Origin of the sequence: Phenylobacterium sp. 58.2.17, from assembly GCF_026411515.1 — a bacterium.
In the GTDB taxonomy this organism is placed as follows: Bacteria; Pseudomonadota; Alphaproteobacteria; order Caulobacterales; family Caulobacteraceae; genus Phenylobacterium.
On the sequence record NZ_JAPMTQ010000045.1, the window covers coordinates 1 to 22,704 of the forward strand.

Consider the following 22,704-nt stretch of genomic DNA (forward strand, 5'->3'; position numbering starts at 1 on the left):
TCGTGGCGTCGGCAGCGGCGTCAGCGGCGGTGGCGGCGGCGTCGGTCGCGGTGGCGGCGGCGTCGGTCGCGGTTTCGGCGGTGGCTTCGGCAGCGTCAGCGGCCTTTTCGGCCGGCTTGCCGCAGGCGGCGACGGACAGAGCGGCGACGGCGGCGCCGGCGACGAGCAGCTTGCGGAGGATTTCGGTGGTCATGTCTGGGTCCCCTGGAAACAGAGTTTAGAAGGCGCCCAACGAGGCGCCCCTGACGGGGAACATCGCTGTGCTGTTTCGGAATATGCCCGGCTTGGCGCTCAGGGCAAGGCTTTAATTCACGCCCTCGTGATCACTTTTGCAACCCTTCCCCCCATTCGCCCGAAAACCAAGGCGTTCGCGGGTGTTGTCGGACCTCGCGTCAATGTGGTTTCGAAGGACGGTCCGGCCCGGATGGGTGGTCGGCGGAGGGTTTTGCGATGGATTCGGCTTTGGCGGAGGCGCCGCGGACGCGGCTGATCGACCTGAAGGCGCGCGGCGGCGCGATGGCGGCGCTCGACTTCGGCGATCCCGGCCGACCGGTCGACATCGTCTTCGTGCACGCCAACGGCTTCAATGCGCGCACATACCGCACCATCCTCGCCCCGCTGGCCGAGGACCTGCGCATCCTGGCCGTGGACCAGCGCGGGCACGGCCGCTCGACCTTGCCTGCGGAGACCGTGGGGCGGACCTCATGGAACGGCCTGCGCGACGACCTCCTGGCGCTGCTGCAGATGCTCGACCTCAACGACGTCGTGCTGGCCGGTCACTCGATGGGCGGCACCGCCTGCGTGCTGGCCCAGGCGCTGGCCGCCGACCGCGTGCGCCGCGTGGTGCTGTTCGATCCGGTGGTGATGCCGGCGGCCGGGCCCGTCGATCCCGAGCAGTTGAGCAATTCGCCGCTGGTGCAGGGCGCGCTGCGCCGGCGGTCGGTGTTCCCCGACAAGGCCGCGGTGGTCAGCGCCTACACCGGCCGCGGCGCGTTCCGGACCTGGAACGGGGCGATGCTGGCCGACTACGTGGCCGACGGCTTCCGTGAGCGCGAGGACGGCCAGGTCGAGCTGTCCTGCGCGCCGGAGTGGGAGGCGTCGAACTTCGCCTCGCACGCGCACGACACCTGGGGCGCCTTCGAGCAGGCGAAAGTTCCGATTCGGATCCTGCGCGCCGAGGAAGGCTCGACCTGCCGGGAGGATCCCAAGCTCGACGCCCTGGTCGCCGCCGGCCGCATCGAGGTCGAGACGATCGCGGGCACGAGCCATTTCCTGCCGATGGAGCGGCCGGACCTGGTGCAGTCGGAATTGCGGGCGGCGCGCGCCTAGACCCTGTCCCGGTTGGCTTGAATCAAGCCAACCGGGATGAACAGAGTCGATTCTCTGAGTTTGGAGCGCTTCTTCCCCACTCACGATGATCCCTCGTGAGTGGGGAGGGCTCTAGAGCGCCAGCCCCGCCGGCGAGGCGGCGCGGTAGGCGGCCTGGGCCTCCTCCGAGATATCGACGACCTTGCGCTTGTCGAGGTCGAACGAGACGACGACCGCCTCGGCGCTGGCCCAGGGCCGGCCGCTCTGCGGGTCGACCATCCAGTGCATGACCCGGCGGGTGCGCGCGTCGCAGCCGGCGAAGCCGGAGCGCAGCTCGATCCCGTCACCGGCCTCCGGCCAGTCGAGGTGCAGGACCCGGTATTCGAGCACCGCCCCGCCGATCCGGGCGTCGGGGTCGCCGTCGGCCGGCCCAGGCCGGGTCTCGCCGAACAGCCGTCCCACCCCGTCCGAGACGCGGCCGATGAAGATCTCGGGCCGCATCCTTCCGAAGACGTCGCATTCGGCCGGGCCGATGACGCCGAGGCCGATCCGCTGGAGGCCGAGCGCGTCGGCGCGTTCCAGGGAGGCGGTGGGTACGACCGGCGCGAGGTCGACGCTGCGCGCCGCGGCGAAGCCCGGAACCTCGACCGTCAGTGCACGCGCCGCCTCGCGCAGGCGCTGGGGCCAGGGGAAGGGGCGCAACTCGCGCGCGGTGGCGTGATCGACGACCAACTGGAAGGTCGCGGCCGGCTGGCCGTCGAGGTGGCGGATGACCAGCAACAGACGCGCGTCGCACTCGCCGAGCTCCACGACCCCGCCGGTCATGTGCAGCGCCGCGCCGGCCTTTGCCTCGCGCAGAAAGCGGATGTGCTGCTCACGCACGACCAGCGTCGATTCGCCGTCGCGGGCGAAGGCGCGCGGCATGCCCAATCGCGCCGCGAGGCCGGCCAGTCCCTCCTGGGCCTTGGCGACCCAGAAGCGGACGTTCATGTGCCCCATCTCGTCGCATTCCCAGGTGTTGACGCCGCCGCTCCAGACCTCGACGCCTTGCTCGGACACTTGCACGCTCCCCCGACACTCGAAAAACGGCGCGAACCTTAGGGGGAGAGGGCCGCGCGCGCCAGGAGGCTGGCCCTGGCGGCTGCGAGGCGCTAGGGCGGGGCATCGGAGACAATGCGAGGCGCAGATGAGCGGCGAAGACTTCGTCTATGACGAAACCACCGGCGAATGGGTCAGCGCCGCGGACGCGGCCGCCAACGCCAAGGCGGCGGGCCAGGTCGAGGTCCGCGATTCGGTCGGCAACCTGCTGGCCGATGGCGACAGCGTCACCCTGGTCAAGGACCTGAAGGTCAAGGGCGCAGGCCAGACCCTGAAGCGGGGCACGGTGATCCGGTCGATCCGGCTGACCGGCGACGACCAGGAGATCGACTGCCGCCACGAGACCATCAAGGGCTTGGTGCTGCGCGCGGAGTTCGTCCGCAAGGTCTAGTCGCGCTTGCCTTCGGCCGGGTCGCCGCCCGAGCCCATGTGGCCGCCGGGCGGCGTGTCGGTGTCGAAGTTGCGGGTTTCGTCGGGGATGCGGTCGTCGGCGCGGGCGGCGTCGTCCTTGGGCCGGGCGCGGCCGGGCGCCTGGGGCGAGAGGTGGTCGTCGCGGGGGTGGGGCATCGGGGTTCTCCAGGGCTGACTGGAAAATTCTCCGAGGCGGCTTCGCGTTCCGGCATCCGCGCGCTGGTGGCCGACGTAACGACTGCATGGCAAGGTCGAACGTCTCCGGAGAACGCCGAATGCCGCCGCCCGCCCGCATGCTCGTCCACCGGCACGGCCTGGTGACGCGCGCGACGCACTGGATCAATCTGGCGGCGCTGATCGTGCTGCTGCTCAGCGGACTGCAGATCTTCAACGCGCACCCGGCGCTGTACTGGGGCGAGGTCTCGACCTTCGCCCGCCCGTGGGTGTCGATGTTCGCCGCCGAACGGGGGGGCGAGGCGGTCGGGATCACCAAGATCGGATCGACCTATGTCGAGACTGCCGGCGTGCTCGGCTTTTCCGGGAACGAGGTGCGCGGGTTCCCGGCCTGGGCGACGCTGCCCAGCTATCGCAGCCTGGCCGACGGACGCCGCTGGCACTTCGCCTTCGCGTGGCTCTTTGTGCTGAACGGCCTGGTTTATCTGAGCGCGGGCCTGATCGGCGGTCACGTCCGGCGCGATCTACTGCCGGCCCGCGATCAGCTGACGCCGCGCCATCTGGCGCGCGAGATCGTCGACCATGCACGGCTGCGGTTCCCGGCGTCGCGGCGTTACAACGTGCTGCAGAAGCTGACCTACCTGGCGGTGATCTTCGTCCTGCTGCCGATGATGGTGCTGACCGGGCTTTCGATGTCGCCGGGGATGAACGCCGGCTTCCCCTGGCTGCCGGAGCTGTTCGGCGGCCGCCAGTCGGCGCGTACGCTGCACTTCATCAGCGCCGGCCTGATCGTGCTGTTCGTGCTGGCGCACGTGGCGATGGTGCTGGTCTCCGGCCCCTTGAACAGCCTCCGGGCGATGATCACCGGAAAGTACGCCGTGGCGGAGGAAGCGCGATGATGGACCGCCGCCGATGGCTCTCGGGGCTGGCCGTCGCCGCGGCCGGCGCGGTGCTCGGGGCCTGCGACAAGCTGACCATGAACGCCGGCGTGCAGCGCGGCCTGGCGCGGGCCGAGGGATTGACCCGTCGCGTGCAGCGGCTGGTGGTCGACCGCAAGGCGCTGGCCCGAGAGTTCAGCCGCGCCGAGATCTCGCCCGACTTCCGCGCCAACGGCTCGACCTCGCCAGGCGACCCGGATTACCGGGCGCTGGTCGAGGCCGGGTTCGCCGACTGGCGGCTGGTGATCGACGGACTGGTCGAGCGGCCGCTGTCGCTGAGCCTGGACGAATTGCGGGCTCAGCCGGCCCGAACCCAGATCACCCGTCACGACTGCGTCGAAGGCTGGTCGGCGATCGGCGAGTGGAGCGGCGCGCGGCTGGGGCCGCTGCTGGACCGCGCCGGGCTGAAGGAGACTGCGCGCTACATCGTCTTCCACTGCGCCGACACCCTGGACCCGAACGCGCCGGCGGCCTTGGGCCGCTACTATGAGAGCATCGACCTGATCGACGCCTATCACCCGCAGAGCATCCTGGCCTACGACATGAACGGCGCGCCCCTGGCGGTGAAGCACGGGGCGCCGGTGCGGCTGCGGGTCGAGCGCCAGCTCGGCTACAAGCACGCCAAGTACGTCATGCGCATCGAGGCGGTGGCCGACCTGGCCGGGATCGGCGGCGGCCAGGGCGGGTTCTGGGAAGACCGCGGCTACGAGTGGTACGCGGGGATCTGAGCCGCGGAATTGACATCGGCGCCGGAAAATCCCGAACTGCGCCTTGCGGGGACGGGCCCTGCCAGCAGGACGATGACCATGAACGCCGTGATCGCTGCAGGCGCCGGCTTTCTCGCCGCGGTGCTGTGGATCGACCTGACGTTCGACGTGCAGGTGCAGCGCCGGGGGGCGGATCGCGCCCCCGACGAGGTGCTGGCCTCGATCGCGCCCTATTACCGGCGGGTGACGACCGGGGCCTGGCCGATGAACTGGCTGACGCCGTCGGTGCTGGCCCTGACCGTGGCGGCCATCCTGGTGCAGGCGGTCGAGCGGGTGCAGCCGATCTGGGTCAGCGGCGCCTCGCTGGCGCTGGCGGGCGTCGTCATCGGGCTGGCGCTGTGGCGGACGTGGCGCAACGCGGTGCGGCTGGGCCAAGCGGTGGACACGCCCGAGGTGCAGACCAGGCTGGCGGTGGACATCTATCGCGACCACCTGATCAGCCTGGCGGCGATGCTGGCGCTGGTCGGCCTGCAGGCGGCGACCAGCTTTCCATTCTAGACCCTGTCCCGGGCGGCTTGAATCAAGCCAGCCGGCACAGGGTCGATTCCTTGAGTTTAGAGCCCATCATACCCCACTGATGATGATCCATCGTGAGTGGGAAGGGCTCTAGGCCTTAGTTGTAGGGCGAGGCGCCGATCAGCTCGGCCTCGGCTGCGCAGGCCGCGCCGTCAGGCGCCCTGGCGGATTTGCGCAGAGCCGCCAGCTCCTTGCGGGCGGCGTCCATGTCGGCGCGGAAGGCGGCCGAGCCGTGCAGTCCGGCGACGACAATCGCGCCGTTGGTGCGGCCGGCCTCGACCGCGCTCATGTTGTGCACGCCGCAGATCAGCCGGCTTTCGCCGAACGAGCGGGCGCGGGCGAGGATCTCGGTGGAACGCTCTGGAACCAGTTCGGCCAGGATCAGGCCGACGGTCCAGCCCCAGGTGGTGTGGCCGGAGGGATAGTCGGGGCTCTTGGCCAGGCCGTCGGTCTTGGCCACGCAGATGTCGCCCTCGTCGATCAGGTAGGGGCGCTGGCGCTTGTAGATGTCCTTCGGGTGATTGACCGCACGGCGCACGTCGTAGCGGGCGGTCATCAGGATCTTGGTCAGCTTAGGCGCGGCCTGCGGGGTCAGCTCCATGCCGATGGCGCAGCTCATGTCCTTGACGATGGCGGCCTCGTCGGCGTCGGCGGCGGCGAGCGACCAGCGCGGACTGTCCTTCAGCGAGCGGGTGGCGAGGAAGGCCGAACGGTCGGCCTGGTAACGGATCGTCCCCGGCGTCGGGGCCGGGGGGAGGATCTTGTAGCTGTCGGGGGCGGCTTCGCCGAGATAGCCGCTCGGCGCGGGCTTGGCCTGTTGCTGCGCGAGCGCGGTTCCGCCGACGGCGGCGAGCGCGGCCACAGCGGCCAAATGGATGACGATGCGGTTCATGACGACCCTCCCGAACAGAGGGCCGATCATGCGGAGCCGCGCCCGCGGTTCAAGCGGCGGATTTGCCTTCGCGGGCCTGGCCGGGGCTAGATTGGCGTGCGAGCACAACTCAGCCCCTGGAGAACGCCATGCACCCCGCCATCGCCCCTGGAAACATCGCCGTCGTCACCGGCGCGGCCAATGGCATCGGGGAGGCGGCCGCCCGACGCCTGGCGGGCGAGGGGATGCGCGTCTGCCTGGCCGATTTCGACGCAGAGCGGCTGGCGCGGGTGCAGGCCGATCTCGGCGACCAGGCGATCGCCGTGACGCTGGACGTCTCCGACCGCGCCGCGGTCGAGGCGCTGGCGCGCGAGGTGGCCGACCGGCTGGGTCGGGTCTCGGTGCTGATGAACAACGCCGGGGTCGGCGGCGGGGGAGATGCGCTCTCCAACCCCGACGGCTGGGCGCGGGTGCTGGGGATCAACCTGATGGGCGTGCTGCACGGGGTGCAGGCCTTCGTCCCGGGGATGGCGGCGAGCGGCGCGCCGGGGCTGGTGGTCAATACCGGCTCCAAGCAGGGCGTGACCATGCCGCCGGGGGACACCGCCTACAACGTCTCCAAGGCCGGGGTGAAGGCGCTGACCGAGGGGTTGGCGCATACGCTGCGCAATTCGGATGGATGCCAGGTCAGCGCCCACCTGCTGGTGCCGGGCTTCACCTATACCGGAATGATCGCCAGCCGGATTCCCGAGCGGCCGCCCGGCGCCTGGACGCCCGAGCAGGTGGTCGAGCGCATGCTCGAGGGGATCGGCCGCGGCGACTTCTATCTGTGGTGCGAGGACAACGAGACGCCGCGGGCGGTGGACGAGAAGCGCGTGCTCTGGTCCGCCGGCGACATCGTCGAGAACCGCCCGGCGCTGTCGCGCTGGCACGCCGACTGGAAGGCGCGGTTCGACGCCTACATGGCCGGCGAGTAGGGCCCAAAGAAAAACGGCGTCCCGAGGGACGCCGTTTTATTGTGCCTTAGGCCTTCTTTTCGAAGAGCTTGTTCCAGCGCGGCTTGGTGCGGGTCTTCCACGAACCGCGGTGCCAGGCGTCCGAGGCGATCAGCGGCACCACGGTGGTGGCTTCGGCGAACACCATCTGTTCCCAGGTCACGTCGACCTTGCCCCAGGAGCAGGCCTCCTTGAGGGTCGAGGACGAGCAGGCGCCGTCGCGCACGTCGGCCACGGTGATCTGCACCGCGTACTTATGCATCTCGGCTTCGTGGCCGAGGATCTCGGCGCAGACCACGGTGTCCTGGGCGAAGTTCTTCGGCACGCCGCCGCCGACCATGAACAGGCCGGTGGTGCCGGCCGCCAGCTTGATGTCGGTCAGTTCGCGGAAGTCGGCGACCGCGTCGATGGTCAGGTAGGGCTTGCCTTCCTTCATCTTCTCGACCTGGTGCTTGACCAGCCCGAAGCCGGCCGAGCTATCGACGAAGGCCGGGCAGAAGATCGGCACGCCTTCGCGGTAGGCGGTCTCGATCAGCGAGTCCGGCTTCTTGGCGTTGCCCGCCGCCAGCCACTTGCCCATCTCCCAGATGAACTCGCGCGACGAATAGGGGCGCGGCTCCAGCAGGTTGCAGATCTCGTAGATCGTGCCGTCGCAGTTCTGCAGTTCTTCTTCGTCGATATAGGTGTCGTAGATGCGGTCGATATAGAGGTCGCGCAGGTCGCGGTCGTCGACGTTCGACTGGGCCTGATAGTGCTTGAAGCCGAGGGCTTCGAAGAAGTCCATGTCGACGATCGAGGCGCCGGTGGCGACGATCGTGTCGATCATCCCGTACTTCACCATGTCGCGGTAGATGTGCATGCAACCGCCGGCGCTGGTCGAGCCCGCGAGGGTCAGCCAGGTCGAGCAGTCCTTGTCTTCCAGCGACATCGACCAGATGTCGGCGGCGCGCGCGGTGTCGCGGCTGGTGAAGCTCATCTTGCGCATGGCGTCGATGACCGGACGGGCGTCGTACTGGTCGATCGCCACGTGCTCGACGGTGTTGGCCAGCAGTTCGGCCTTGCGGTTCGACTTCTGAACGTCAGCGTTCATTCTCTGAAACCTCTAGAGTTTGAGCGCCCGTCCGAAATGGAAAAGGCGCGGCCAGGACGGAGCGACCGGCCGCGCCTATAACTGTGGAGCAGCCGGCTTATTTCCGCCGACGCTTCTTTCCGCGCGCACGCGACAGCTTCACGACATTCTGGTTCTCCTGGCGGGGAACCGGAATGGACCGACGGGCCAGGCCGTACATCGAGGCCATGGGGGCGTCGGACGCCTCGACGGTTTCGGCGTCGCCGTAGCCGTTGAAGCGGGTGTTCATCGCCACGCCGTAGGCGCCGAGCATGCCGATCTCGACATAGTCGCCCTCGCGCACATCCTCCGGCAGCCAGAACGGGCCGGGCATGTGGTCGAGCGAGTCGCAGGTCGGACCCCAGAAGCGGTACGGCTTCAGCGTGCCCTGGACTTCCTTGGCCTCGCCGTTCTCGCTGCGGAGCAGCTTGACCGGAAAGGGCCATTTGGTGTGCGCGGCGTCGAACAGCGAGCCGTACGACCCGTCGTTCAGATAGAGCGCGTCGCCCTTCTTGAGCTCGACCTTGGTGAGGATCGACGAGCCTTCGGCGACCAGCGCCCGGCCGGGTTCGCACCACAGCTCGGTCGTCTCGTGCACCATCATCTCGGCGAAGCCGCGGTCGATGGAGTCCATGTAGTCGGCCAGGTCCGGCGGAACCATGCCGGGATAGACCGACGGGAAACCGCCGCCCACGTCCACCACGTCGGCGAACACGCCGGCGCGGACCAGGGCCCGCGAGGCCTGGGTCATCGCCGCCTGATAGGCGGTCGGCCGCATGCACTGGCTGCCGACGTGGAACGAGACGCCCATCAGGTCCTGGGTCGCGCGGCGCGCGGCCAGCAGCAGGCCCGGAGCCTGGTGCTGATCGACGCCGAACTTGCCGGCCAGCGAATAGGCCGCGCCCTCGGCGGCGACGCCGAGGCGGACGATGAGGTTGAGATCCTTGGCGCCCTGGGTCGCGGCGAGGATCTTCTCGAGCTCCTCGTGCGTGTCGAGGGAGAAGGTCTTCACGCCATGATCGAAATAGGCGGCGGCGATCGCCGCGCGGCTCTTGACCGGGTGCATGAAAGCCATGCGCGAACCCGGCGCGTGCTGCGCGACCAGCTCGATCTCGGGGACCGAGGCCACATCGAAGGACGTCACGCCGTTTTCAACGAGGGCCTTGATGACCCACGGCGAAGGATTGGCCTTCACCGCGTAGAAGACGTCGCCTTTGAAATTCTCCTGGAACCAGCGCGCCGCTACCGCCACCGCGTCCGGTCGCGCAATGGCGACAGGGCGTTCCGGTGGCCGCTCACGGACCAGGTCCAGGGGCGTATGGTACGTGCGCAATTCACGTAGCCCCCATTGGCAGTTGAACCCAGACCGGCGTTAGCAGCGCTTTTCAGGACATCGGGTCCGCCGGAGCCGTGCGAAATAGGGGCGATGATCTCCGATGTAAAGGGGTTTGTGCCCTCGCCTAAAAATTGTCATCAAACCCAAGCCGGGCCAGGACTTGCGAGGGGGCGGACGCAACATGGTTTCGAGGGATTTTCCGGATGCCCCGATCGCTTTGCGTACAGCGGTTTGCGGGGATGCGGCGCACATCGCCAGGCTGCACGACGCGGTCTGGCGGGCCACCTATCGCGACCTGGCGACTCCGGCGGCGTGGGAGGGGCTGACCGAGGCGGTGCGTCGCGCGCGCTGGGAGGAGGTGCTGGGCGAAGACCGTCCGCGGCGCACGACCCTAGTCGCCGAGCAGGGTGGGCGCATCGTGGGGTTCGGGACCGCCTGCGCGCCGACCGAGGCCGTGTTCGGCGGGCGCGGCGAGGTCCGTTGGCTGCATGTGGACCCCGCCGTGCAGGGCCGCGGGATCGGCCGGCGGCTGATGGCGGCGCTGTCGCGCCAGCTCGCCGACTGGGGCTATGGCGGCTGCGCGCTGGCGGTGGTGGTCGGCAACGCGCCGGCGATGCTGTTCTACGAGCGGCTGGGCGCAGCCGGGCCGGCGGCTTCACCGATCCTGGACCGCTCTGGCCCTCGAACAACATCGTCTTCGTCTGGGATGAGCTTTCGGCGCTGATCGGAGACGGGCAGTACTGACCGCAGCCGTGCGTTCGAATACATGTGACAGCCGATGATACTATCGCGCGCTGGACCGAAAGCGTGGCCCTATGTCATGAAGCCGTCGCAAGGGTCGGCGATCACAGCCAGTCCGTGCGCGCGCTGATCCGGGGAAGCCTCGCCATCCATGTCTGAAGCCGCCGTACTGTCGGTGCGGAACGCCTCCAAGAGCTTCGGCTCGCGGCGCGCCCTTGATTCCGTGTCCCTCAATGTCAGCAAGGGCGAGATGATCGCCCTGATCGGCCCCTCAGGGTCCGGCAAGTCGACCTTGCTGCGCTCGATCAGCGGGCTGCAGACGATCGACGCCGGCGCGGGCCGGATCGAGGCGTTCGGCGGCGTCGTGCAGTCGGACGGCAAGATCAGCGGCAAGGTGCGCGAAGCGCGCATCCGCATCGGCTTCATCTTTCAGCAGTTCAACCTGGTCGGCCGCCTGACCCTGTTCTCGAACGTGGCGCTGGGCTCGCTGGGCCGCATTCCGTTCCTGCGCGGGGTGTTCGGTTTCTGGCCGGCCGAGACCAAGAACGCGGCCATGGCCGCGCTGGCCCGCGTCGGCGTGGCCGAGTACGCCGGCCAGCGCGCCAACACCCTGTCCGGCGGCCAGCAGCAGCGCGGCGCGATCGCCCGCGCCCTGGTCCAGAAGGCCAAGATCATCCTGGCCGACGAGCCGGTCGCCTCGCTCGACCCGGTGTCGGCGCGCCGCGTTATGGAAATCCTGCGCGACCTGAACCAGCAGGACGGCCTGACCGTGGTCGTCACCCTGCACCAGGTCGACTACGCCCTGCGCTACTGTGACCGCGTGGTCGCCCTGAAGGCCGGCAAGGTGGTCTATGACGGGCTGGCCTCGGGCCTGGACCGCAAACAGCTCATCGACATCTACGGCCCGGAATTCGAGGACGTCTTCTGGGAAGGAGCCCCGCAATGATCGACCGTCGCCTGCTTATCGGCAGCAGCCTGGCCGCCCTCAGTGTTGCGGCCTGCGGCAAGTCCGAGACCACCACGCCCGCCGGCGGACCGCCGAAGGTGGTCAACTTCTCGATCCTGGCGACCGAGAACTCGACCAGCATGGAGACCTTCTGGAAGCCGATCCTGGCCGACATGGAAAAGTCGATCGGCATTCCGGTGAAGCCGTTCTTCGCCTCCAACTACACGGCCCTGATCGAGGCGCTGCGCTTCAAGCAGACCGACGCCGGCTGGTTCTCCAACCAGTCGGGCCTGGAGGCGGTGCGCCGCTCGAACGGCGAGGTGTTCGCGCGCACCTTCGATCCCAGCGGGTCGGACGGCTACAAGTCGCTGCTGATCGTCCCGGCCAGCTCGAAGACGACGCTGGAAGACGTGCTGAAGTGCGACAAGACGCTGACCTTCGGGATCGGCGACGCGAAGTCGACCTCGGGCACCCTGGCGCCGATGACCTATTTGTTCGCGCCGAAGGGCATCCGCCCGGAAGCCTGCTTTAAGCAGGTGCGCGCCGCCAACCACCAGGCCAACCTGTTCTCGGTGGCCAAGGGCGTGCTGGACGTGGCCACCAACAACTCCACCGCCCTGCGCCTGCAGCGCGAGCGCGGCTCGCCGGTCGCCGACCAGGTGCGGGTGATCTGGGAAAGCCCGAAGCTGCCCGAGGACCCGATCATCTGGCGCAGCGACCTGGACCCGGCGGTGAAGGAAAAGCTGCGGCAGTTCTTCCTGACCTATGCGCAGGGCGAAGGGCCCGAGGCCGAGCGTCAGCGTAAGCTGCTGGCGGCGCTGTCGATCGGCGGCTTCCGCCCGGCCGACAACTCCCACCTGCTGCCGGTGCGCGAGATGGAGGCGACCGAGCAGCTGCTGGAGGCGCGCAACGCCGGCGACAAGGTCAAGGAAGCCCAGGCCCAGAAGTCGTTGGACGCCATCGCCGCCGAGCGCGCGGTGCTGGAAGCCAAAACCGGCCAGCCGGTCGCGGCGCAGTAGGATATTTCCGTGACCGCCAGCGTGACCGACTCCGATCTCCTGAAACCGCCTTCGCGGCCCCTGGGCCAGCAGCTGTTCGATCTCGGCCTTTGGGGCGGGATCATCGTGCTGCTGGTGATCAGCTTCGGCCCGGCCGAGATGAGCAAGCTGCCAAAGCTGTTCGAGAATTCGGACAACATGCGGCAGTTCGGACGCGAATTCCTGCATCCGGACTTCAGCGACTGGACGTTCCTGGTCAGCCAGATGTGGCTGACCGTCCAGATCGCGCTGTGGGGTACGGCCATCGCCGTGCTGATCGCCGTGCCGCTCGGCCTGCTGGGCGCGCGAAACGTGACGCCGTCTTACATCCAGCTGCCGATCCGCCGGCTGATGGATGTGCTGCGCTCGGTGCCCGACCTGGTCATCGGCACCATCTTCGTCGTGGCGGTCGGCCTGGGGCCGTTCGCCGGAGTCATGGCCCTGGCGCTCAACACCGGCGGGGTGCTGGGCAAGCTATTCTCCGAGGCGGTCGAGTCGATCGACAAGGGCCCGGTCGAGGGCGTGCGCGCCACCGGCGCGGCGCCGCTGCAGGAAGTGGTCTGGGGGGTGATCCCGCAGGTCGCGCCGCTGTGGACCTCGTATGCGCTCTACCGGTTTGAATCCAACAGCCGGGCGGCCACTGTGCTCGGCCTGATCGGCGCCGGCGGCATTGGCCAGATCCTGTTCGACAGCCTGAATTCGTTCTCGTACTCGCGAGTCGCGGCCATCGCGATCGTCATCGTGATCGCTGTCACATTGATCGACCTGCTGTCGCAAACCATCCGTGCACGCCTGCTCTAAGGCGTGACCAGAATGTCGCAGGCGGGGCCAATCGCGCGCCCCGCCGCGCAGTCGCCGTCGGCGGCGGGATTCAACGGAATCGTTGCCGTGTAAGGCGTTGATCGCTTTTCGAGGGCGCTATCGAGCGTCCACGGGAGGGGCATCGCAAATCCGTCATCAAACTTACGATCTGCTGTCGCCGAAGCTTGGCGGAAGCGTCACGGGACCTCGTTAAGCCGCCTCGCAAGCCTCTGAAAGGGCTCACGGGGATAGCTCTACAAGGATCCTGATAATGAAGATCAACACCTCGCTTTGCGCCGGGGCGGCGCTCGGCGTGATCGCGCTCGCCATCGCCGGCGGCGCCCAGGCGCAAGACACCACCACCGCCTGGAAGGGCGCGCCGCAGTTCCAGAACGATACGCTGACCTTCAAGGTTCGCGGCCGCGTCTACGAAGACTTCGTGCACCAGGAGGTCGATCGCCAGACCGGCGCCGACTTCGACGCCAACGTCACCCGCCTGCGGACCGCGCGTCTCGGCGTGGAAGGCACCTGGAACGCCAACTGGGCGTACAAGGCCGAGTTCACCGTGGCCGGCGGCTCGGCCAACTGGGAAGACCTGATCCTCGAATACAAGCCGACCGACAGCGTCTCGATCATGGCCGGTAACTTCAAGACCGTGTCGTTCGAGAACATCTCATCGTCGCGCTACACCACCTTCATGGAGCGCGGCCCATTCAATGACGTGCTCGACATCGGCCGCGTGATGAACGTCCAGGTCAAGGCGAACGGCGAGAACTGGACCGCCGCCGTCGCGGTGTCCGGCGACTCGCTGAACAACGCCGACCCGACCGCCACCGCCACCGGCGGCAGCGAGGCTCTCGGCGTCAACGGCCGCGTGACCTGGGTTCCGATCAACGGCGACGCCACCAAGCTGCACGTCGGCGCCTGGGCGCGTTATCGTGATCGCCAGGACCAGGCCAACTTCAACTATCAGGCCCGCAACAACACCAACTACGGCGCCCGCTACATCTCGACCGGCGCGGTCGGCGTCGCCGACACCATGGTCGGCCTGGAAGGGGTGTTCATCCAGGGGCCGTTCGCGGTGCAGGCCGAGTGGGCCAAGGCCGATGTTGATCGCCTAGCCAACGTCTCCAGCGACTTCACGACCTACTACGTCGCCGGCTCGTGGTTCGTGACCGGAGAAATGAAGAACCTCGACGTCAAGAAGGGCGAGTGGGGCCGGACCAAGATCCTGAACCCGGTCACCAGCGGCGGCCTCGGCGCGCTGGAACTGGCGGTGCGCTACGACAACACCGACCTGACCAACTTCAACATCCCGGCCACGGCCGGCGAGTACTCCGCCTGGACGCTCGGCGCTAACTGGTACGTGCACCCCTACGTCCGCTTCATGGCGAACTACACGAAGTCCGAGAACGACAACAAGGCCGTCGGCGCCGACGTCGACGTCGAGACCCTGCAGTTCCGCGCTCAGTTCGACTTCTAAGACCTCCCCAGCGGGGCGGCCGGCCGGTCGCCTCGCTCCCCCTTTCCATCGAGGAGCAACCTCAAGTGAAGAAACTCCTGGCCTTCGGCGCCGCCGCAGCCTCTGTCATGGCGATCTCTGCGCCGGCGCACGCCGCCCGCGACTACGTCTGGGCCGCCGGTTCGTCGACCGTGTTCCCGTTCGCCACCCGCGTGGCTGAAAACTACGCCAAGAAGACCGGCAAGAAGGCTCCCAAGATCGAGAGCCTGGGCACCGGCGGCGGCATCAAGCTGTTCTGCGGCGGCGTCGGCGACGCCTTCCCGGACATCGCCAACGCTTCGCGCCCGATGAAGAAGTCGGAGTTCGACGCCTGCGCCGCCAAGGGCGTGAAGGACATCGTCCAGATCAAGATCGGCTTCGACGGCATCGTCGTGGCGACCGACAAGGACGGCGCGGACTACAACTTCAAGACCGAGCACCTGTACCTTGGCCTGGCCGCCAACGTCCTGCGTCAGGGCAAGTTCGTGAAGAACCCCTACGCCACCTGGGATGAGATCGGCACCGGCCTGCCGGGTAACCGCATCAACGTCTATGGCCCGCCGCCGACCTCCGGCACCCGCGACGCGTGGGTGGAACTGGCCATCGAGGCCGGCGCCCGCAAGTTCCCGACCGCCGAAGAGTTGCGCTCGAACAACGAAAAGAAGTTCAAGGAACTGGTCGACCCGATGCGCAAGGACGGCTGGGTCGACGCCGGCGAGAACGACAACGCCATCGTCGGCACCCTGACCAAGACCCCCGGCTCGCTGGGCGTCTTCGGCTGGTCGTACCTCGAAGAGAACATGGACAAGATCAAGGGCGCCTCGGTCAACGGCGTGAAGCCGACCGCCCAGTCGATCGCGGACGGCTCGTATCCGCTGGCCCGTTCGCTCTACATCTACGTGAAGAAGGCCAACATCGGGGTGACCCAGGGCCTGCAGGAATACCTCAACGAGTTCGTCTCCGATGCGGCGACGGGCAAGGGCGGCTACCTGCAGAGCCGCGGCCTGATCGCGCTGCCGGCCGGTCAGCACGAGGCCCAGAAGGGCGTCGCCCAGAAGCTGACCCCGATGGCGCGCCCGGCCGCCTAAGGACCAGTCCCAGGAGAGACGGCGAGCGCCGCGGACCCTCAGGTCCGCGGCGCTTTCCGTTTCAGCCCACGGCGTCGGCGCGCAGCGCCTCCGCTGGGCTGACGGGGCCGGCCGCCTTGCGCTCGCTGTAGCGGTCGACCAGGTAGTCGGCGCGGTCGCGGGTCAAGAGGGTGAACTTCACCAGCTCCTCCATCACGTCGACCACGCGGTCGTAGTAGGACGAGGGCCGCATCCGTCCGGCCTCGTCGAACTCCTTCCAGGCCATGGCCACGGACGACTGGTTGGGAATGGTGATCATCCGCATCCAGCGGCCGAGCAGGCGCAGGGTGTTGACCGCGTTGAACGACTGCGACCCGCCGCTGACCTGCATCACCGCCAGGGTGCGGCCTTGGGTCGGGCGGACGCTGCCGACCTCGAGCGGGATCCAGTCGATCTGGCTCTTCATGACCCCGGTGACCGCGCCGTGGCGCTCTGGGCTGCACCAGACCTGCCCCTCGGACCACAGCGACAGCGCACGCAGTTCCTGGACCTTGGGGTGGCTGGGGTCGGCCCCGTCGGGCGGCGGCAGGCCATGCGGGTCGAAGGTGCGGGTCTCGGCGCCCAGCGCCTGCAGGATGCGGGCGGCCTCCTCGGTCAGCAGGCGGCTGTAGGAGCGTTCGCGCAGCGAGCCGTAGAGCAGCAGGATCCGCGGCGGATGGGGCGCGCGGGCGGTCGGCTCAAGCTGGCCATGGTCTGGCTGGCGGAGGAATTGCGGTTCTAGGGCTGGGAACTCGGTCACAGATCGCTCTCGGATGCGGAAGGCGTCTTCCATTTGTCATATAATTCGATTATTCGAGAAATATGGAAATAACAAGCGCCGTCGCGAGCCTCGCCGCCCTCGCCCATGAGGGCCGTCTCACCGCCTTCCGCTTGCTGGTCCAGGCCGGCGACGGCGGGTTGGCGGCCGGCGAACTGGCCCGCCGCCTCGAAGTGCTGCCGAACACGCTTTCGACCAATCTGGGCATCCTGGCCCAGGCCGGGTTGGTGGCCTCGCAGCGCGAAGGGCGCTCGATCATCTATCGCGCCCACTACGAGGCCATGGGCGAGCTGCTGGCCTACCTGGTCGAGGATTGCTGCGCCGGGTCGCCCGAAATCTGCGCCCCGCTGGCCAGACTGACCAGCGGCTGCTGCGCCGCCTGATCCCTGAACGGAGCCTTCCGCGTGACCTACAACATCCTGTTCCTCTGCACCGGCAACTCGGCGCGTTCGATCATCGCCGAGGCGGTGCTCAACAGGGAGGCGGCCGGCCGTTTCCGCGCCTACTCCGCCGGCTCGGCGCCGAAGGGCGAGGTTAATCCCCACGCCCTGGCGTTGGTGGAATCGCTGGGGTTCGCGGCCTCCGACTTCCGCTCGAAGGCCTGGGACGAGTTCGCGAGGCCCGGCGCGCCGCCGCTCGATTTCGTCATCACCGTCTGTGACAATGCTGCCGGCGAGGTCTGTCCGGTCTGGCCAGGGCGGCCGGTCAGCGCCCATTGGGGGATCCCCGACCCGGCCGCGGTCGAGGGTTCGCAGGCGCAGATCGCCGCCGCCTTCGCCGAGGCGGCGCGACAGCTCGGAACGCGTATCAGACTGTTCCTCAGCCTGCCGCTGGAGACCATCGACCAGCTGTCGCTGCAGACCAGGCTGCGCGAGATCCACGAACGCGCCGACGCGCCGGGCGCGTGACGATGTCCGTTTTCGAGCGCTACCTGACGCTCTGGGTCGCGCTCTGCATCGTCGCCGGCGTGGCCCTCGGCCACCTGTTTCCAGGCGTCTTCCAGGCGATCGGCGCGGCCGAGGTCGCGCAGGTCAACCTGCCGCTGGCCGGGCTGATCTGGTTGATGATCGTTCCGATGCTGATGAAGGTCGACTTCGCGGCCCTGCGCAGCGTCGGACGCCACTGGCGTGGCATCGGGGTGACGCTGGTCGTCAACTGGGCGGTGAAGCCGTTCTCGATGGCGGCGCTGGGAGCGTTCTTCATCGGCTGGCTGTTCCGGCCCTATCTGCCGGCCGGCGAGATCGACAGCTACATCGCCGGCCTGATCATCCTGGCGGCCGCGCCTTGCACGGCAATGGTCTTCGTCTGGAGCAACCTGACCCGGGGCGAGCCGAACTTCACCCTCAGCCAGGTGGCGTTGAACGACGCGATCATGGTGGTGGCCTTCGCGCCCATCGTCGGGCTGCTGCTGGGGCTCTCGGCCATCAGCGTGCCCTGGGAGACGTTGCTGCTGTCGGTGGGGCTCTACATCGTCGTACCGGTGATTCTGGCGCAGAGCCTGCGCGCGGCGCTGATGCGCCGCGGCGGGGCCGCATTGGTGAGCGCCGCGCTCGCCTGGCTCTCGCCGGCGGCGCTCGCGGCGCTGCTGGCGACCCTGGTGCTGCTGTTCGGGTTCCAGGGGCAGCAGATCATCGCCCAGCCCGCCGTGATCGCCATGCTGGCGGTTCCGATCCTGATCCAAACCTACTTCAATTCCGGCCTCGCCTACCTGCTCAACCGGGCCGTCGGCGAAGCACATTGCGTGGCCGGGCCGTCGGCGCTGATCGGGGCCAGCAACTTCTTCGAACTGGCGGTCGCCGCGGCGATCAGTCTGTTCGGCTTCAAGTCCGGTGCGGCGCTGGCGACGGTGGTCGGGGTGCTGATCGAGGTCCCGGTCATGCTGTCGGTGGTGGCGATCGTGAACGCCAGCAAGGCCTGGTACGAGCGCCGAGCGCCGGCGCGCAGCTAGGCTGGCGTCCGACGCACTTCGGTGCGCACCGCCGAACCGTTCTCCAGGGTGCGGTGGACAGGGCATTTGCCGGCGATTTCGACGAGCTTTTCCGCCAGGTCGTCAGTGAGTTCGCCGTCGACCGAGATCACCCGGGTGAAGCAGTCGATCTTCGGATGGACCGGTGAATCGCCGCCGCCGACGCCGTCGCGGGCGTGGACCTTCTCGTGGCTGACCTCGACCTGGATGCGGCCGAGCTCCAGGCCCTTTCGGTCGGCGTAGAGGCGCAGGGTCATCGAGGTGCAGGCGCCGAGCGCGGCCGAGATGAGATCGTAGGGCGAGGGGCCGCTGTCGTCGCCGCCGACGCTCTGCGGCTCGTCGGCGAACAGCCGGTGACGGCCGGCCTGGACGGCGTTCTGGAACTTGCCCTCGCCGGTCTCCATGACCCGAACATGCTCGAACGCCTCCTCGCCCTGCGGCGTATCGGGCGGCAGGTAGCGGGGCAGCCAGCCGCCTATCACCTGCGCGGCGAAGGCCGCGTCGCCGGGATCACTGAGCAGGTGGTCGGCCTTGTCGAGCGAGACGAAGCTCTTGGGATGCTTGGCGGCCAGGAAGATGCGGGTGGCGTTGTCGATGCCGACTGTCTGGTCGAGCGGCGAGTGCAGGATCAGCAGCGGCTTCTTCATCGCCGCCACCGCCTCTCGGATGCTGCGGCGGCGCACGTCCTCGACGAACTGGCGCTTTATGGTGAAGCGTCGGCCGCCCAGCTCGACCTCGGCCTGACCCTCGGCCTCGATCTGTTCGAGGCTGGAGCCGAGGTTCTTCAGGGCATGAGCCGGATCGGCGGGGGCGGCGATGGTCACCACCGCGCGAACCTCGGGGATGTCCTTGGCGACGGCCAAGGCCGCTGCGCCGCCCAGCGAGTGGCCGATCAGGACCGAGGGGGCGCGATGATGCCGGCGCAGGTAGTCGGCGGCGGCGCGCAAGTCCTCGATGTTGGACGTGAAGTTGGTCGAGGCGAACTCGCCCTGGCTGGACCCCAGGCCGGTGAAGTCGAAGCGCAGCGCCGCCACGCCGATGCGCGCCAGGTCGGCGGCGATACGGCGCGCGCCGAGCAGGTCCTTGGAGCAGGCGAAGCAGTGGGCGAACAGGGCGTAGGCGCGGATCGGCCCGTTCGGACGGTCCAGGCGGGCGGCGAGCGTCGCCCCCGAATGGCCGGGGAATTCGACGCGTTCGACGCTGACGGACATGGGCGGTTCCCTATGCGGCCTCCGGCCGGCGCCGGCGCACCCGGGCCAGGCGGCGCAGCTTACGCCAGAAGCGGGTCTTCTCCGGCTCAGGATAGGGCTGGAGATTTTTCACGAAGTCCTCGGCGCAGGCCTTCCAGGAGAAGCCCTCGGCGAAGGCGCGGACCTGATTGCGGTCGAGCTTCAGGGCCTCCAGGCACGCCTCGCGCAGGCCTTCGGTGGCGCTGTGGGCCAGCACGCCGGCGCCCGAGCCGGGCAGGATGTCGATCGGGCCGGGGGCGGGGTAGGCGGCGACCGGCACGCCGGCGGCCATCGCCTCCAGGATCACCAGGCCGAAGGTGTCGGTCAGCGAGGGGAACACGAAGACGTCGGCGCAGGAGAAGTGCGCAGCCAAGTCGTCGCCGAACTTCGCGCCGGTGAACACCGCGTTCGGATAGCGCTCCATCAGCTCTTCGCGCTGCGGGCCGTCGCCGACCACGACCTTGGTGCCCGGCAGGTCGAGGCCGAGGAACGCCTCGATGTTCTTCTCCACGGCCACGCGACCGACCGACAGGAAGATCGGCCGGGCCAGGCCTGCAAAGACGTCGGGTTCGTCCTCGCGCTTGGGGTGGAACATCACGGTGTCGACGCCGCGCGACCAGACCGAGATGTTGCCGAAGCCGTGGCGTTCCAGTTCGTCCTTCATGGTCGGGGTGGTGACCATCATGCGGCCGGACGGCTTGTGGAACCACTTCATGTAGGCGTAGCCGGCGGCCAGCGGCAAAGGCAGTCGGGCCGAGACGTATTCCGGGAACCGGGTGTGGTAGCTGGTGGTGAATGGCAGCTTCCATTCCACGCAGATGCGGCGCGCGGCCAGGCCCAGCGGGCCCTCGGTGGCGATATGGATCGCCTCCGGCTCGAACGCCTTGAAGCGCTCCTGCACCGGTTCGTGGGCGGCCAGGGCGACCTTGATCTCCGGATAGGTCGGCAGCGGGAAGGTCTTGAACTGGTCGGGGCTGATCACCTCGACCGAATGGCCGAGTTCCCGGAGCTCGCCGACCACGCGCGAGAGCGTGCGGACCACGCCGTTGACCTGCGGCTCCCAGGCGTCGGTGACCAGCAGGATGCGCATCGGCTTGTGGCCGTTCTCGCGCGGGGCGGTGATGGCGTCGCGGATGCGGGCGGCCGGACGCGTCGGGGCCAGGGCCTGGGCCTGCAGCCAGGCCCAGAACGCGCCGAGCAGCGCCTCCTTGGTCGGGAAGTGGCGGTAGACCGTGCGCTCGCCGACCTCGGCCTCGGCGGCTATCTCCGCAAAGCTCAGATCCTCAAGCGGGCCGGATTCCAGCTTGCGCGCCACGGCGTGCATGATCTGGTCGCGGGTCGCCTGTTTCTGGCGGTCGCGCAGGCTCGAAGCGTAGCGGGTCGGCGGCAACATGACAGCGGGACTGTCACCAAATCAGCGGGGCTGTCAATCAGGGGTGATCCACGGCTCAGGCCGCCGCCGGGGTGGGCAGCGGCTCGACCGGTTCGACCAGCCGGATGGTCCGGTCGATCGCCGACCAGGAGCGCAGCTTGGCCCAGTGGAGGATTTCCATCGTGCCGTCGTGATGCTCGACCAGGGCCGAGCAGCTCTCCACCCAGTCGCCGTCATTGATATAGGCGATCCCGTCGATGTCACGCATCTCGGCTTTGTGAATGTGACCGCAGATGACGCCGTCGACGCCGCGGCGGCGGGCCTCGTCGGCGACCGCGGCCTCGAAGTTCTCGACGAACTGCAGGGCGTTCTTGACCTTGGTCTTCAGGAAGGCCGAGAGGCTCCAGTAGCCGAAGCCCATGCGCCGCCGGAGGCGGTTGAACAGGGTGTTGGCGGCGATCAGGGCCCGGTAGGCGTAGTCGCCGACGAAGGCCAGCCAGCGGGCGTGCTGGACCACGCCGTCGAATTCGTCGCCGTGCAGCACCAGGAACCGGCGGCCGTCGGCGGTCTCGTGGATCGCGTCGCGGACCACCACCACGCCGCCGAAGTGGACCCCGACGAACTCGCGCACCCGGTCGTCGTGGTTGCCGGGCACGTAGATGACGTTCACGCCCTTGCGGGCCAGGCGCAGAATCTTCTGCACCACGTCGTTGTGGGCCTGCGGCCAGTGCCAGCCCGAGCGCAGCTTCCAGCCGTCGACGATATCGCCGACGAGATAGAGGCTTTCGCACTCGATATGGCGGATGAAGTCGAGCAACAGCTCGGCCTGGCACCCCTTGGTGCCCAGGTGAACGTCGGAGATGAACACCGCGCGGTAGTTGCGGATCGCCAGATCTGCCATTCCGTGCCCCCTTGGCCGGCCAGAACTGCTCATCGGTTAGGCTGCTTGCATGTCATTCTCATGAAACCGCCCGCGCCCCTTTTGTCGCGGCGCCTTTTGAATTAAGGGTTTGGTCGAGGCCGACCCTCCCCAGGTCTTCCGAAACAAGGTCCGATGGACGCCCGAACCTATCCTGCGAAGGAGACGCCGAAGTCTCGGCGGACCCGCGCGCGCATTCTCGACGCGGCCATGAGGCTGTTCGCTGAAAACGGCTATCACGCGGCCACCAACGCCATGATCGCCGACGCCGCGAACCTGACCCGCGGCGCGATGCTCTATCATTTCGCCAGCCGCGAAGAGCTGGTCGAGGCCGCCATCGCCCACATCGAGGTGGAGCGGGCGCGGCTATTTGAACAGGCGGCATCCGGCCCGATCGCGCCCGGCGTCGACGCCGCCGAGCACGCCATCGACGCCTATTGGGCGCTGCTGCACGAAATTCCGTTTATCGCCTTCGCCGAGCTCGAGGCGGCCGCGCGCACCGACCCGATGCTGCGCGTGCGGCTGGCCGACGCCCAGAGCGCTTTCGACCGCAATCAGGTCGGCGAACGGTTCCTGGCCCTGGCCCAGGCGGGCGTGGATCCGCGCTTCCAGACCAGCCGCGACCTCGGCCGCTTCCTGCTCGAGGGCATGGCCCGCGGGGCGATGACCTATGACGAGCCGGCCCGCAAGGAGCGGCTGCTGGCGGTGGTCAAGCGGGCCGTGCGGGTGCTGAACCGCAAGGGCGACGTTCAGGAGCTGTGGCCGGACTGACTTTTTCCCCTTTAG

24 protein-coding genes and 3 pseudogenes are annotated in these 22,704 nt (G+C 68.4%); 16 read left to right on the plus strand and 11 right to left on the minus strand.

Features of this window, described 5'->3' with window-relative positions:
• Positions 1–193, minus strand: a pseudogene (locus OUA97_RS19635) (hypothetical protein); the annotation flags it as partial.
• A 257-nt stretch (positions 194–450) separates the two neighbouring features.
• Here OUA97_RS19635 and OUA97_RS19640 point away from each other — a divergent pair.
• Positions 451–1,329 carry an alpha/beta fold hydrolase gene (locus OUA97_RS19640; protein WP_267233726.1) on the plus strand — a complete coding sequence of 293 codons (879 nt, stop codon included), beginning with the start codon at positions 451–453 and terminating at the stop codon, positions 1,327–1,329.
• Between the two features lie 111 nt (positions 1,330–1,440).
• Here OUA97_RS19640 and OUA97_RS19645 read toward each other — a convergent pair whose 3' ends face one another.
• Positions 1,441–2,367 (minus strand): thioesterase family protein, encoded by a 927-nt coding sequence (locus OUA97_RS19645; RefSeq protein ID WP_267233727.1) that lies wholly within the window; start codon positions 2,365–2,367, stop codon positions 1,441–1,443.
• A 220-nt stretch (positions 2,368–2,587) separates the two neighbouring features.
• Here OUA97_RS19645 and OUA97_RS19650 point away from each other — a divergent pair.
• A pseudogene (locus OUA97_RS19650) lies at positions 2,588–2,797 on the plus strand (alkylphosphonate utilization protein); the annotation flags it as partial.
• On the opposite strand, the gene OUA97_RS19655 reads toward OUA97_RS19650, so the two are convergent.
• Positions 2,794–2,973, minus strand: a complete 180-nt coding sequence (locus tag OUA97_RS19655) for a hypothetical protein (RefSeq protein ID WP_267233728.1) — start codon at positions 2,971–2,973, stop codon at positions 2,794–2,796. The pseudogene OUA97_RS19650 and the gene OUA97_RS19655 sit on opposite strands and share 4 nt — an antisense overlap.
• Positions 2,974–3,092: 119 nt before the next feature.
• Here OUA97_RS19655 and OUA97_RS19660 point away from each other — a divergent pair, with 119 nt between their 5' ends.
• The 3 genes from OUA97_RS19660 (at position 3,093) to OUA97_RS19670 (ending at position 5,194) form a co-directional block, all read left to right on the plus strand.
• The gene (locus OUA97_RS19660; protein WP_267233729.1) at positions 3,093–3,890 is read left to right on the plus strand and encodes a cytochrome b/b6 domain-containing protein; all 798 of its coding nucleotides are present in this window, start codon (positions 3,093–3,095) and stop codon (positions 3,888–3,890) included.
• A complete protein-coding gene (locus OUA97_RS19665; RefSeq protein WP_267233730.1) occupies positions 3,890–4,657 on the plus strand; it encodes a molybdopterin-dependent oxidoreductase in 768 nt (255 codons plus the stop codon). The genes OUA97_RS19660 and OUA97_RS19665 overlap by 1 nt, the downstream gene beginning before the upstream one ends.
• A 78-nt stretch (positions 4,658–4,735) precedes the next feature.
• Positions 4,736–5,194 (plus strand): hypothetical protein, encoded by a 459-nt coding sequence (locus OUA97_RS19670; RefSeq protein ID WP_267233731.1) that lies wholly within the window; start codon positions 4,736–4,738, stop codon positions 5,192–5,194.
• Positions 5,195–5,309: 115 nt separating this feature from the next.
• On the opposite strand, the gene OUA97_RS19675 is transcribed toward OUA97_RS19670, so the two are convergent.
• Positions 5,310–6,104, minus strand: coding sequence for an acid phosphatase (locus tag OUA97_RS19675; RefSeq protein WP_267233732.1), 795 nt, complete (start codon positions 6,102–6,104; stop codon positions 5,310–5,312).
• A 128-nt stretch (positions 6,105–6,232) separates the two neighbouring features.
• Here OUA97_RS19675 and OUA97_RS19680 point away from each other — a divergent pair, with 128 nt between their 5' ends.
• Positions 6,233–7,060: an SDR family NAD(P)-dependent oxidoreductase gene (locus OUA97_RS19680; RefSeq protein WP_267233733.1), complete on the plus strand. Its 828-nt coding sequence runs from the start codon at positions 6,233–6,235 to the stop codon at positions 7,058–7,060.
• Positions 7,061–7,106: 46 nt separating this feature from the next.
• On the opposite strand, the gene OUA97_RS19685 is transcribed toward OUA97_RS19680, so the two are convergent.
• Both OUA97_RS19685 and OUA97_RS19690 read right to left on the minus strand, forming a co-directional pair.
• A complete protein-coding gene (locus OUA97_RS19685; RefSeq protein WP_267233734.1) occupies positions 7,107–8,168 on the minus strand; it encodes a 1,9-bis(guanidino)-5-aza-nonane synthase in 1,062 nt (353 codons plus the stop codon).
• Positions 8,169–8,265: 97 nt separating this feature from the next.
• Positions 8,266–9,519 (minus strand): type III PLP-dependent enzyme, encoded by a 1,254-nt coding sequence (locus OUA97_RS19690; protein ID WP_267233735.1) that lies wholly within the window; start codon positions 9,517–9,519, stop codon positions 8,266–8,268.
• Between the two features lie 220 nt (positions 9,520–9,739).
• On the opposite strand from OUA97_RS19690, the gene OUA97_RS19695 reads away from it, so the two are divergent.
• From OUA97_RS19695 to OUA97_RS19720, 6 genes are all read left to right on the plus strand, one after another.
• Positions 9,740–10,246, plus strand: a complete 507-nt coding sequence (locus OUA97_RS19695; RefSeq protein WP_267233736.1) for a GNAT family N-acetyltransferase — start codon at positions 9,740–9,742, stop codon at positions 10,244–10,246.
• A gap of 168 nt (positions 10,247–10,414) precedes the next feature.
• A complete protein-coding gene (gene phnC / locus OUA97_RS19700) occupies positions 10,415–11,209 on the plus strand; it encodes a phosphonate ABC transporter ATP-binding protein (protein WP_267233737.1) in 795 nt (264 codons plus the stop codon).
• Positions 11,206–12,228, plus strand: a complete 1,023-nt coding sequence (gene phnD / locus OUA97_RS19705; RefSeq protein WP_267233738.1) for a phosphate/phosphite/phosphonate ABC transporter substrate-binding protein — start codon at positions 11,206–11,208, stop codon at positions 12,226–12,228. Before phnC ends, phnD begins: the two co-directional genes overlap by 4 nt.
• Positions 12,229–12,231: 3 nt before the next feature.
• Positions 12,232–13,047 (plus strand): phosphonate ABC transporter, permease protein PhnE, encoded by an 816-nt coding sequence (gene phnE, locus OUA97_RS19710; protein ID WP_416362445.1) that lies wholly within the window; start codon positions 12,232–12,234, stop codon positions 13,045–13,047.
• A 271-nt stretch (positions 13,048–13,318) separates the two neighbouring features.
• On the plus strand, positions 13,319–14,530 hold the full coding sequence (locus tag OUA97_RS19715; protein WP_267233739.1) for an OprO/OprP family phosphate-selective porin: 1,212 nt from the start codon (positions 13,319–13,321) through the stop codon (positions 14,528–14,530).
• Positions 14,531–14,595: 65 nt separating this feature from the next.
• Complete coding sequence (locus tag OUA97_RS19720) at positions 14,596–15,636, plus strand: substrate-binding domain-containing protein (protein ID WP_267233740.1); 1,041 nt, start codon at positions 14,596–14,598, stop codon at positions 15,634–15,636.
• Positions 15,637–15,697: 61 nt separating this feature from the next.
• Here OUA97_RS19720 and arsH read toward each other — a convergent pair whose 3' ends face one another.
• Positions 15,698–16,414: an arsenical resistance protein ArsH gene (arsH, locus tag OUA97_RS19725; RefSeq protein WP_267233741.1), complete on the minus strand. Its 717-nt coding sequence runs from the start codon at positions 16,412–16,414 to the stop codon at positions 15,698–15,700.
• A gap of 62 nt (positions 16,415–16,476) precedes the next feature.
• Between arsH and OUA97_RS19730 the strand changes: the two genes are divergently transcribed.
• The 3 genes from OUA97_RS19730 to arsB are packed head-to-tail and all read left to right on the plus strand — an operon-like array spanning position 16,477 to position 18,380.
• Positions 16,477–16,815 carry an ArsR/SmtB family transcription factor gene (locus OUA97_RS19730; RefSeq protein WP_267233742.1) on the plus strand — a complete coding sequence of 113 codons (339 nt, stop codon included), beginning with the start codon at positions 16,477–16,479 and terminating at the stop codon, positions 16,813–16,815.
• Positions 16,816–16,836: 21 nt separating this feature from the next.
• Positions 16,837–17,340, plus strand: coding sequence for an arsenate reductase ArsC (locus tag OUA97_RS19735; RefSeq protein WP_267233743.1), 504 nt, complete (start codon positions 16,837–16,839; stop codon positions 17,338–17,340).
• Between the two features lie 2 nt (positions 17,341–17,342).
• Positions 17,343–18,380, plus strand: a complete 1,038-nt coding sequence (gene arsB / locus OUA97_RS19740; protein WP_267233744.1) for an ACR3 family arsenite efflux transporter — start codon at positions 17,343–17,345, stop codon at positions 18,378–18,380.
• On the opposite strand, the gene OUA97_RS19745 is transcribed toward arsB, so the two are convergent.
• The 4 genes and pseudogenes from OUA97_RS19745 to OUA97_RS19760 form a co-directional block, all read right to left on the minus strand.
• Positions 18,377–19,609, minus strand: a complete 1,233-nt coding sequence (locus OUA97_RS19745; protein WP_267233745.1) for a bifunctional alpha/beta hydrolase/OsmC family protein — start codon at positions 19,607–19,609, stop codon at positions 18,377–18,379. The two genes, arsB and OUA97_RS19745, sit on opposite strands and share 4 nt — an antisense overlap.
• Positions 19,610–19,619: 10 nt before the next feature.
• The gene (locus OUA97_RS19750) at positions 19,620–20,717 is read right to left on the minus strand and encodes a glycosyltransferase family 4 protein (RefSeq protein WP_267233756.1); all 1,098 of its coding nucleotides are present in this window, start codon (positions 20,715–20,717) and stop codon (positions 19,620–19,622) included.
• Positions 20,718–20,828: 111 nt separating this feature from the next.
• Positions 20,829–21,020 (minus strand): annotated as a pseudogene (locus tag OUA97_RS23370) (TetR/AcrR family transcriptional regulator); the annotation flags it as partial.
• Positions 21,021–21,075: 55 nt separating this feature from the next.
• Positions 21,076–21,900: a UDP-2,3-diacylglucosamine diphosphatase gene (locus OUA97_RS19760; RefSeq protein ID WP_267233746.1), complete on the minus strand. Its 825-nt coding sequence runs from the start codon at positions 21,898–21,900 to the stop codon at positions 21,076–21,078.
• A gap of 153 nt (positions 21,901–22,053) precedes the next feature.
• Here OUA97_RS19760 and OUA97_RS19765 point away from each other — a divergent pair, with 153 nt between their 5' ends.
• Entirely contained in the window at positions 22,054–22,689 is a 636-nt protein-coding gene (locus tag OUA97_RS19765) for a TetR/AcrR family transcriptional regulator (protein ID WP_267233747.1), read from the plus strand.
• Positions 22,690–22,704: the final 15 nt, after the last annotated feature.

Excerpts from the sequence above, each read along its gene's own strand:
- phnC (WP_267233737.1), top strand. The coding sequence starts at position 10,415 with ATGTCTGAAGCCGCCGTACTGTCGGTGCGGAACGCCTCCAAGAGCTTC.
- arsB (WP_267233744.1), top strand. The coding sequence starts at position 17,343 with ATGTCCGTTTTCGAGCGCTACCTGACGCTCTGGGTCGCGCTCTGCATC.
- OUA97_RS19685 (WP_267233734.1), bottom strand. The coding sequence starts at position 8,168 with ATGAACGCTGACGTTCAGAAGTCGAACCGCAAGGCCGAACTGCTGGCC.
- OUA97_RS19765 (WP_267233747.1), top strand. The coding sequence starts at position 22,054 with ATGGACGCCCGAACCTATCCTGCGAAGGAGACGCCGAAGTCTCGGCGG.
- OUA97_RS19715 (WP_267233739.1), top strand. The coding sequence starts at position 13,319 with ATGAAGATCAACACCTCGCTTTGCGCCGGGGCGGCGCTCGGCGTGATC.
- phnD (WP_267233738.1), top strand. The coding sequence starts at position 11,206 with ATGATCGACCGTCGCCTGCTTATCGGCAGCAGCCTGGCCGCCCTCAGT.
- OUA97_RS19640 (WP_267233726.1), top strand. The coding sequence starts at position 451 with ATGGATTCGGCTTTGGCGGAGGCGCCGCGGACGCGGCTGATCGACCTG.
- OUA97_RS19750 (WP_267233756.1), bottom strand. The coding sequence starts at position 20,717 with ATGCGCATCCTGCTGGTCACCGACGCCTGGGAGCCGCAGGTCAACGGC.
- OUA97_RS19675 (WP_267233732.1), bottom strand. The coding sequence starts at position 6,104 with ATGAACCGCATCGTCATCCATTTGGCCGCTGTGGCCGCGCTCGCCGCC.
- OUA97_RS19730 (WP_267233742.1), top strand. The coding sequence starts at position 16,477 with ATGGAAATAACAAGCGCCGTCGCGAGCCTCGCCGCCCTCGCCCATGAG.
- OUA97_RS19745 (WP_267233745.1), bottom strand. The coding sequence starts at position 19,609 with ATGTCCGTCAGCGTCGAACGCGTCGAATTCCCCGGCCATTCGGGGGCG.
- OUA97_RS19760 (WP_267233746.1), bottom strand. The coding sequence starts at position 21,900 with ATGGCAGATCTGGCGATCCGCAACTACCGCGCGGTGTTCATCTCCGAC.
- OUA97_RS19655 (WP_267233728.1), bottom strand. The coding sequence starts at position 2,973 with ATGCCCCACCCCCGCGACGACCACCTCTCGCCCCAGGCGCCCGGCCGC.
- OUA97_RS19660 (WP_267233729.1), top strand. The coding sequence starts at position 3,093 with ATGCCGCCGCCCGCCCGCATGCTCGTCCACCGGCACGGCCTGGTGACG.
- OUA97_RS19670 (WP_267233731.1), top strand. The coding sequence starts at position 4,736 with ATGAACGCCGTGATCGCTGCAGGCGCCGGCTTTCTCGCCGCGGTGCTG.
- OUA97_RS19665 (WP_267233730.1), top strand. The coding sequence starts at position 3,890 with ATGGACCGCCGCCGATGGCTCTCGGGGCTGGCCGTCGCCGCGGCCGGC.
- OUA97_RS19680 (WP_267233733.1), top strand. The coding sequence starts at position 6,233 with ATGCACCCCGCCATCGCCCCTGGAAACATCGCCGTCGTCACCGGCGCG.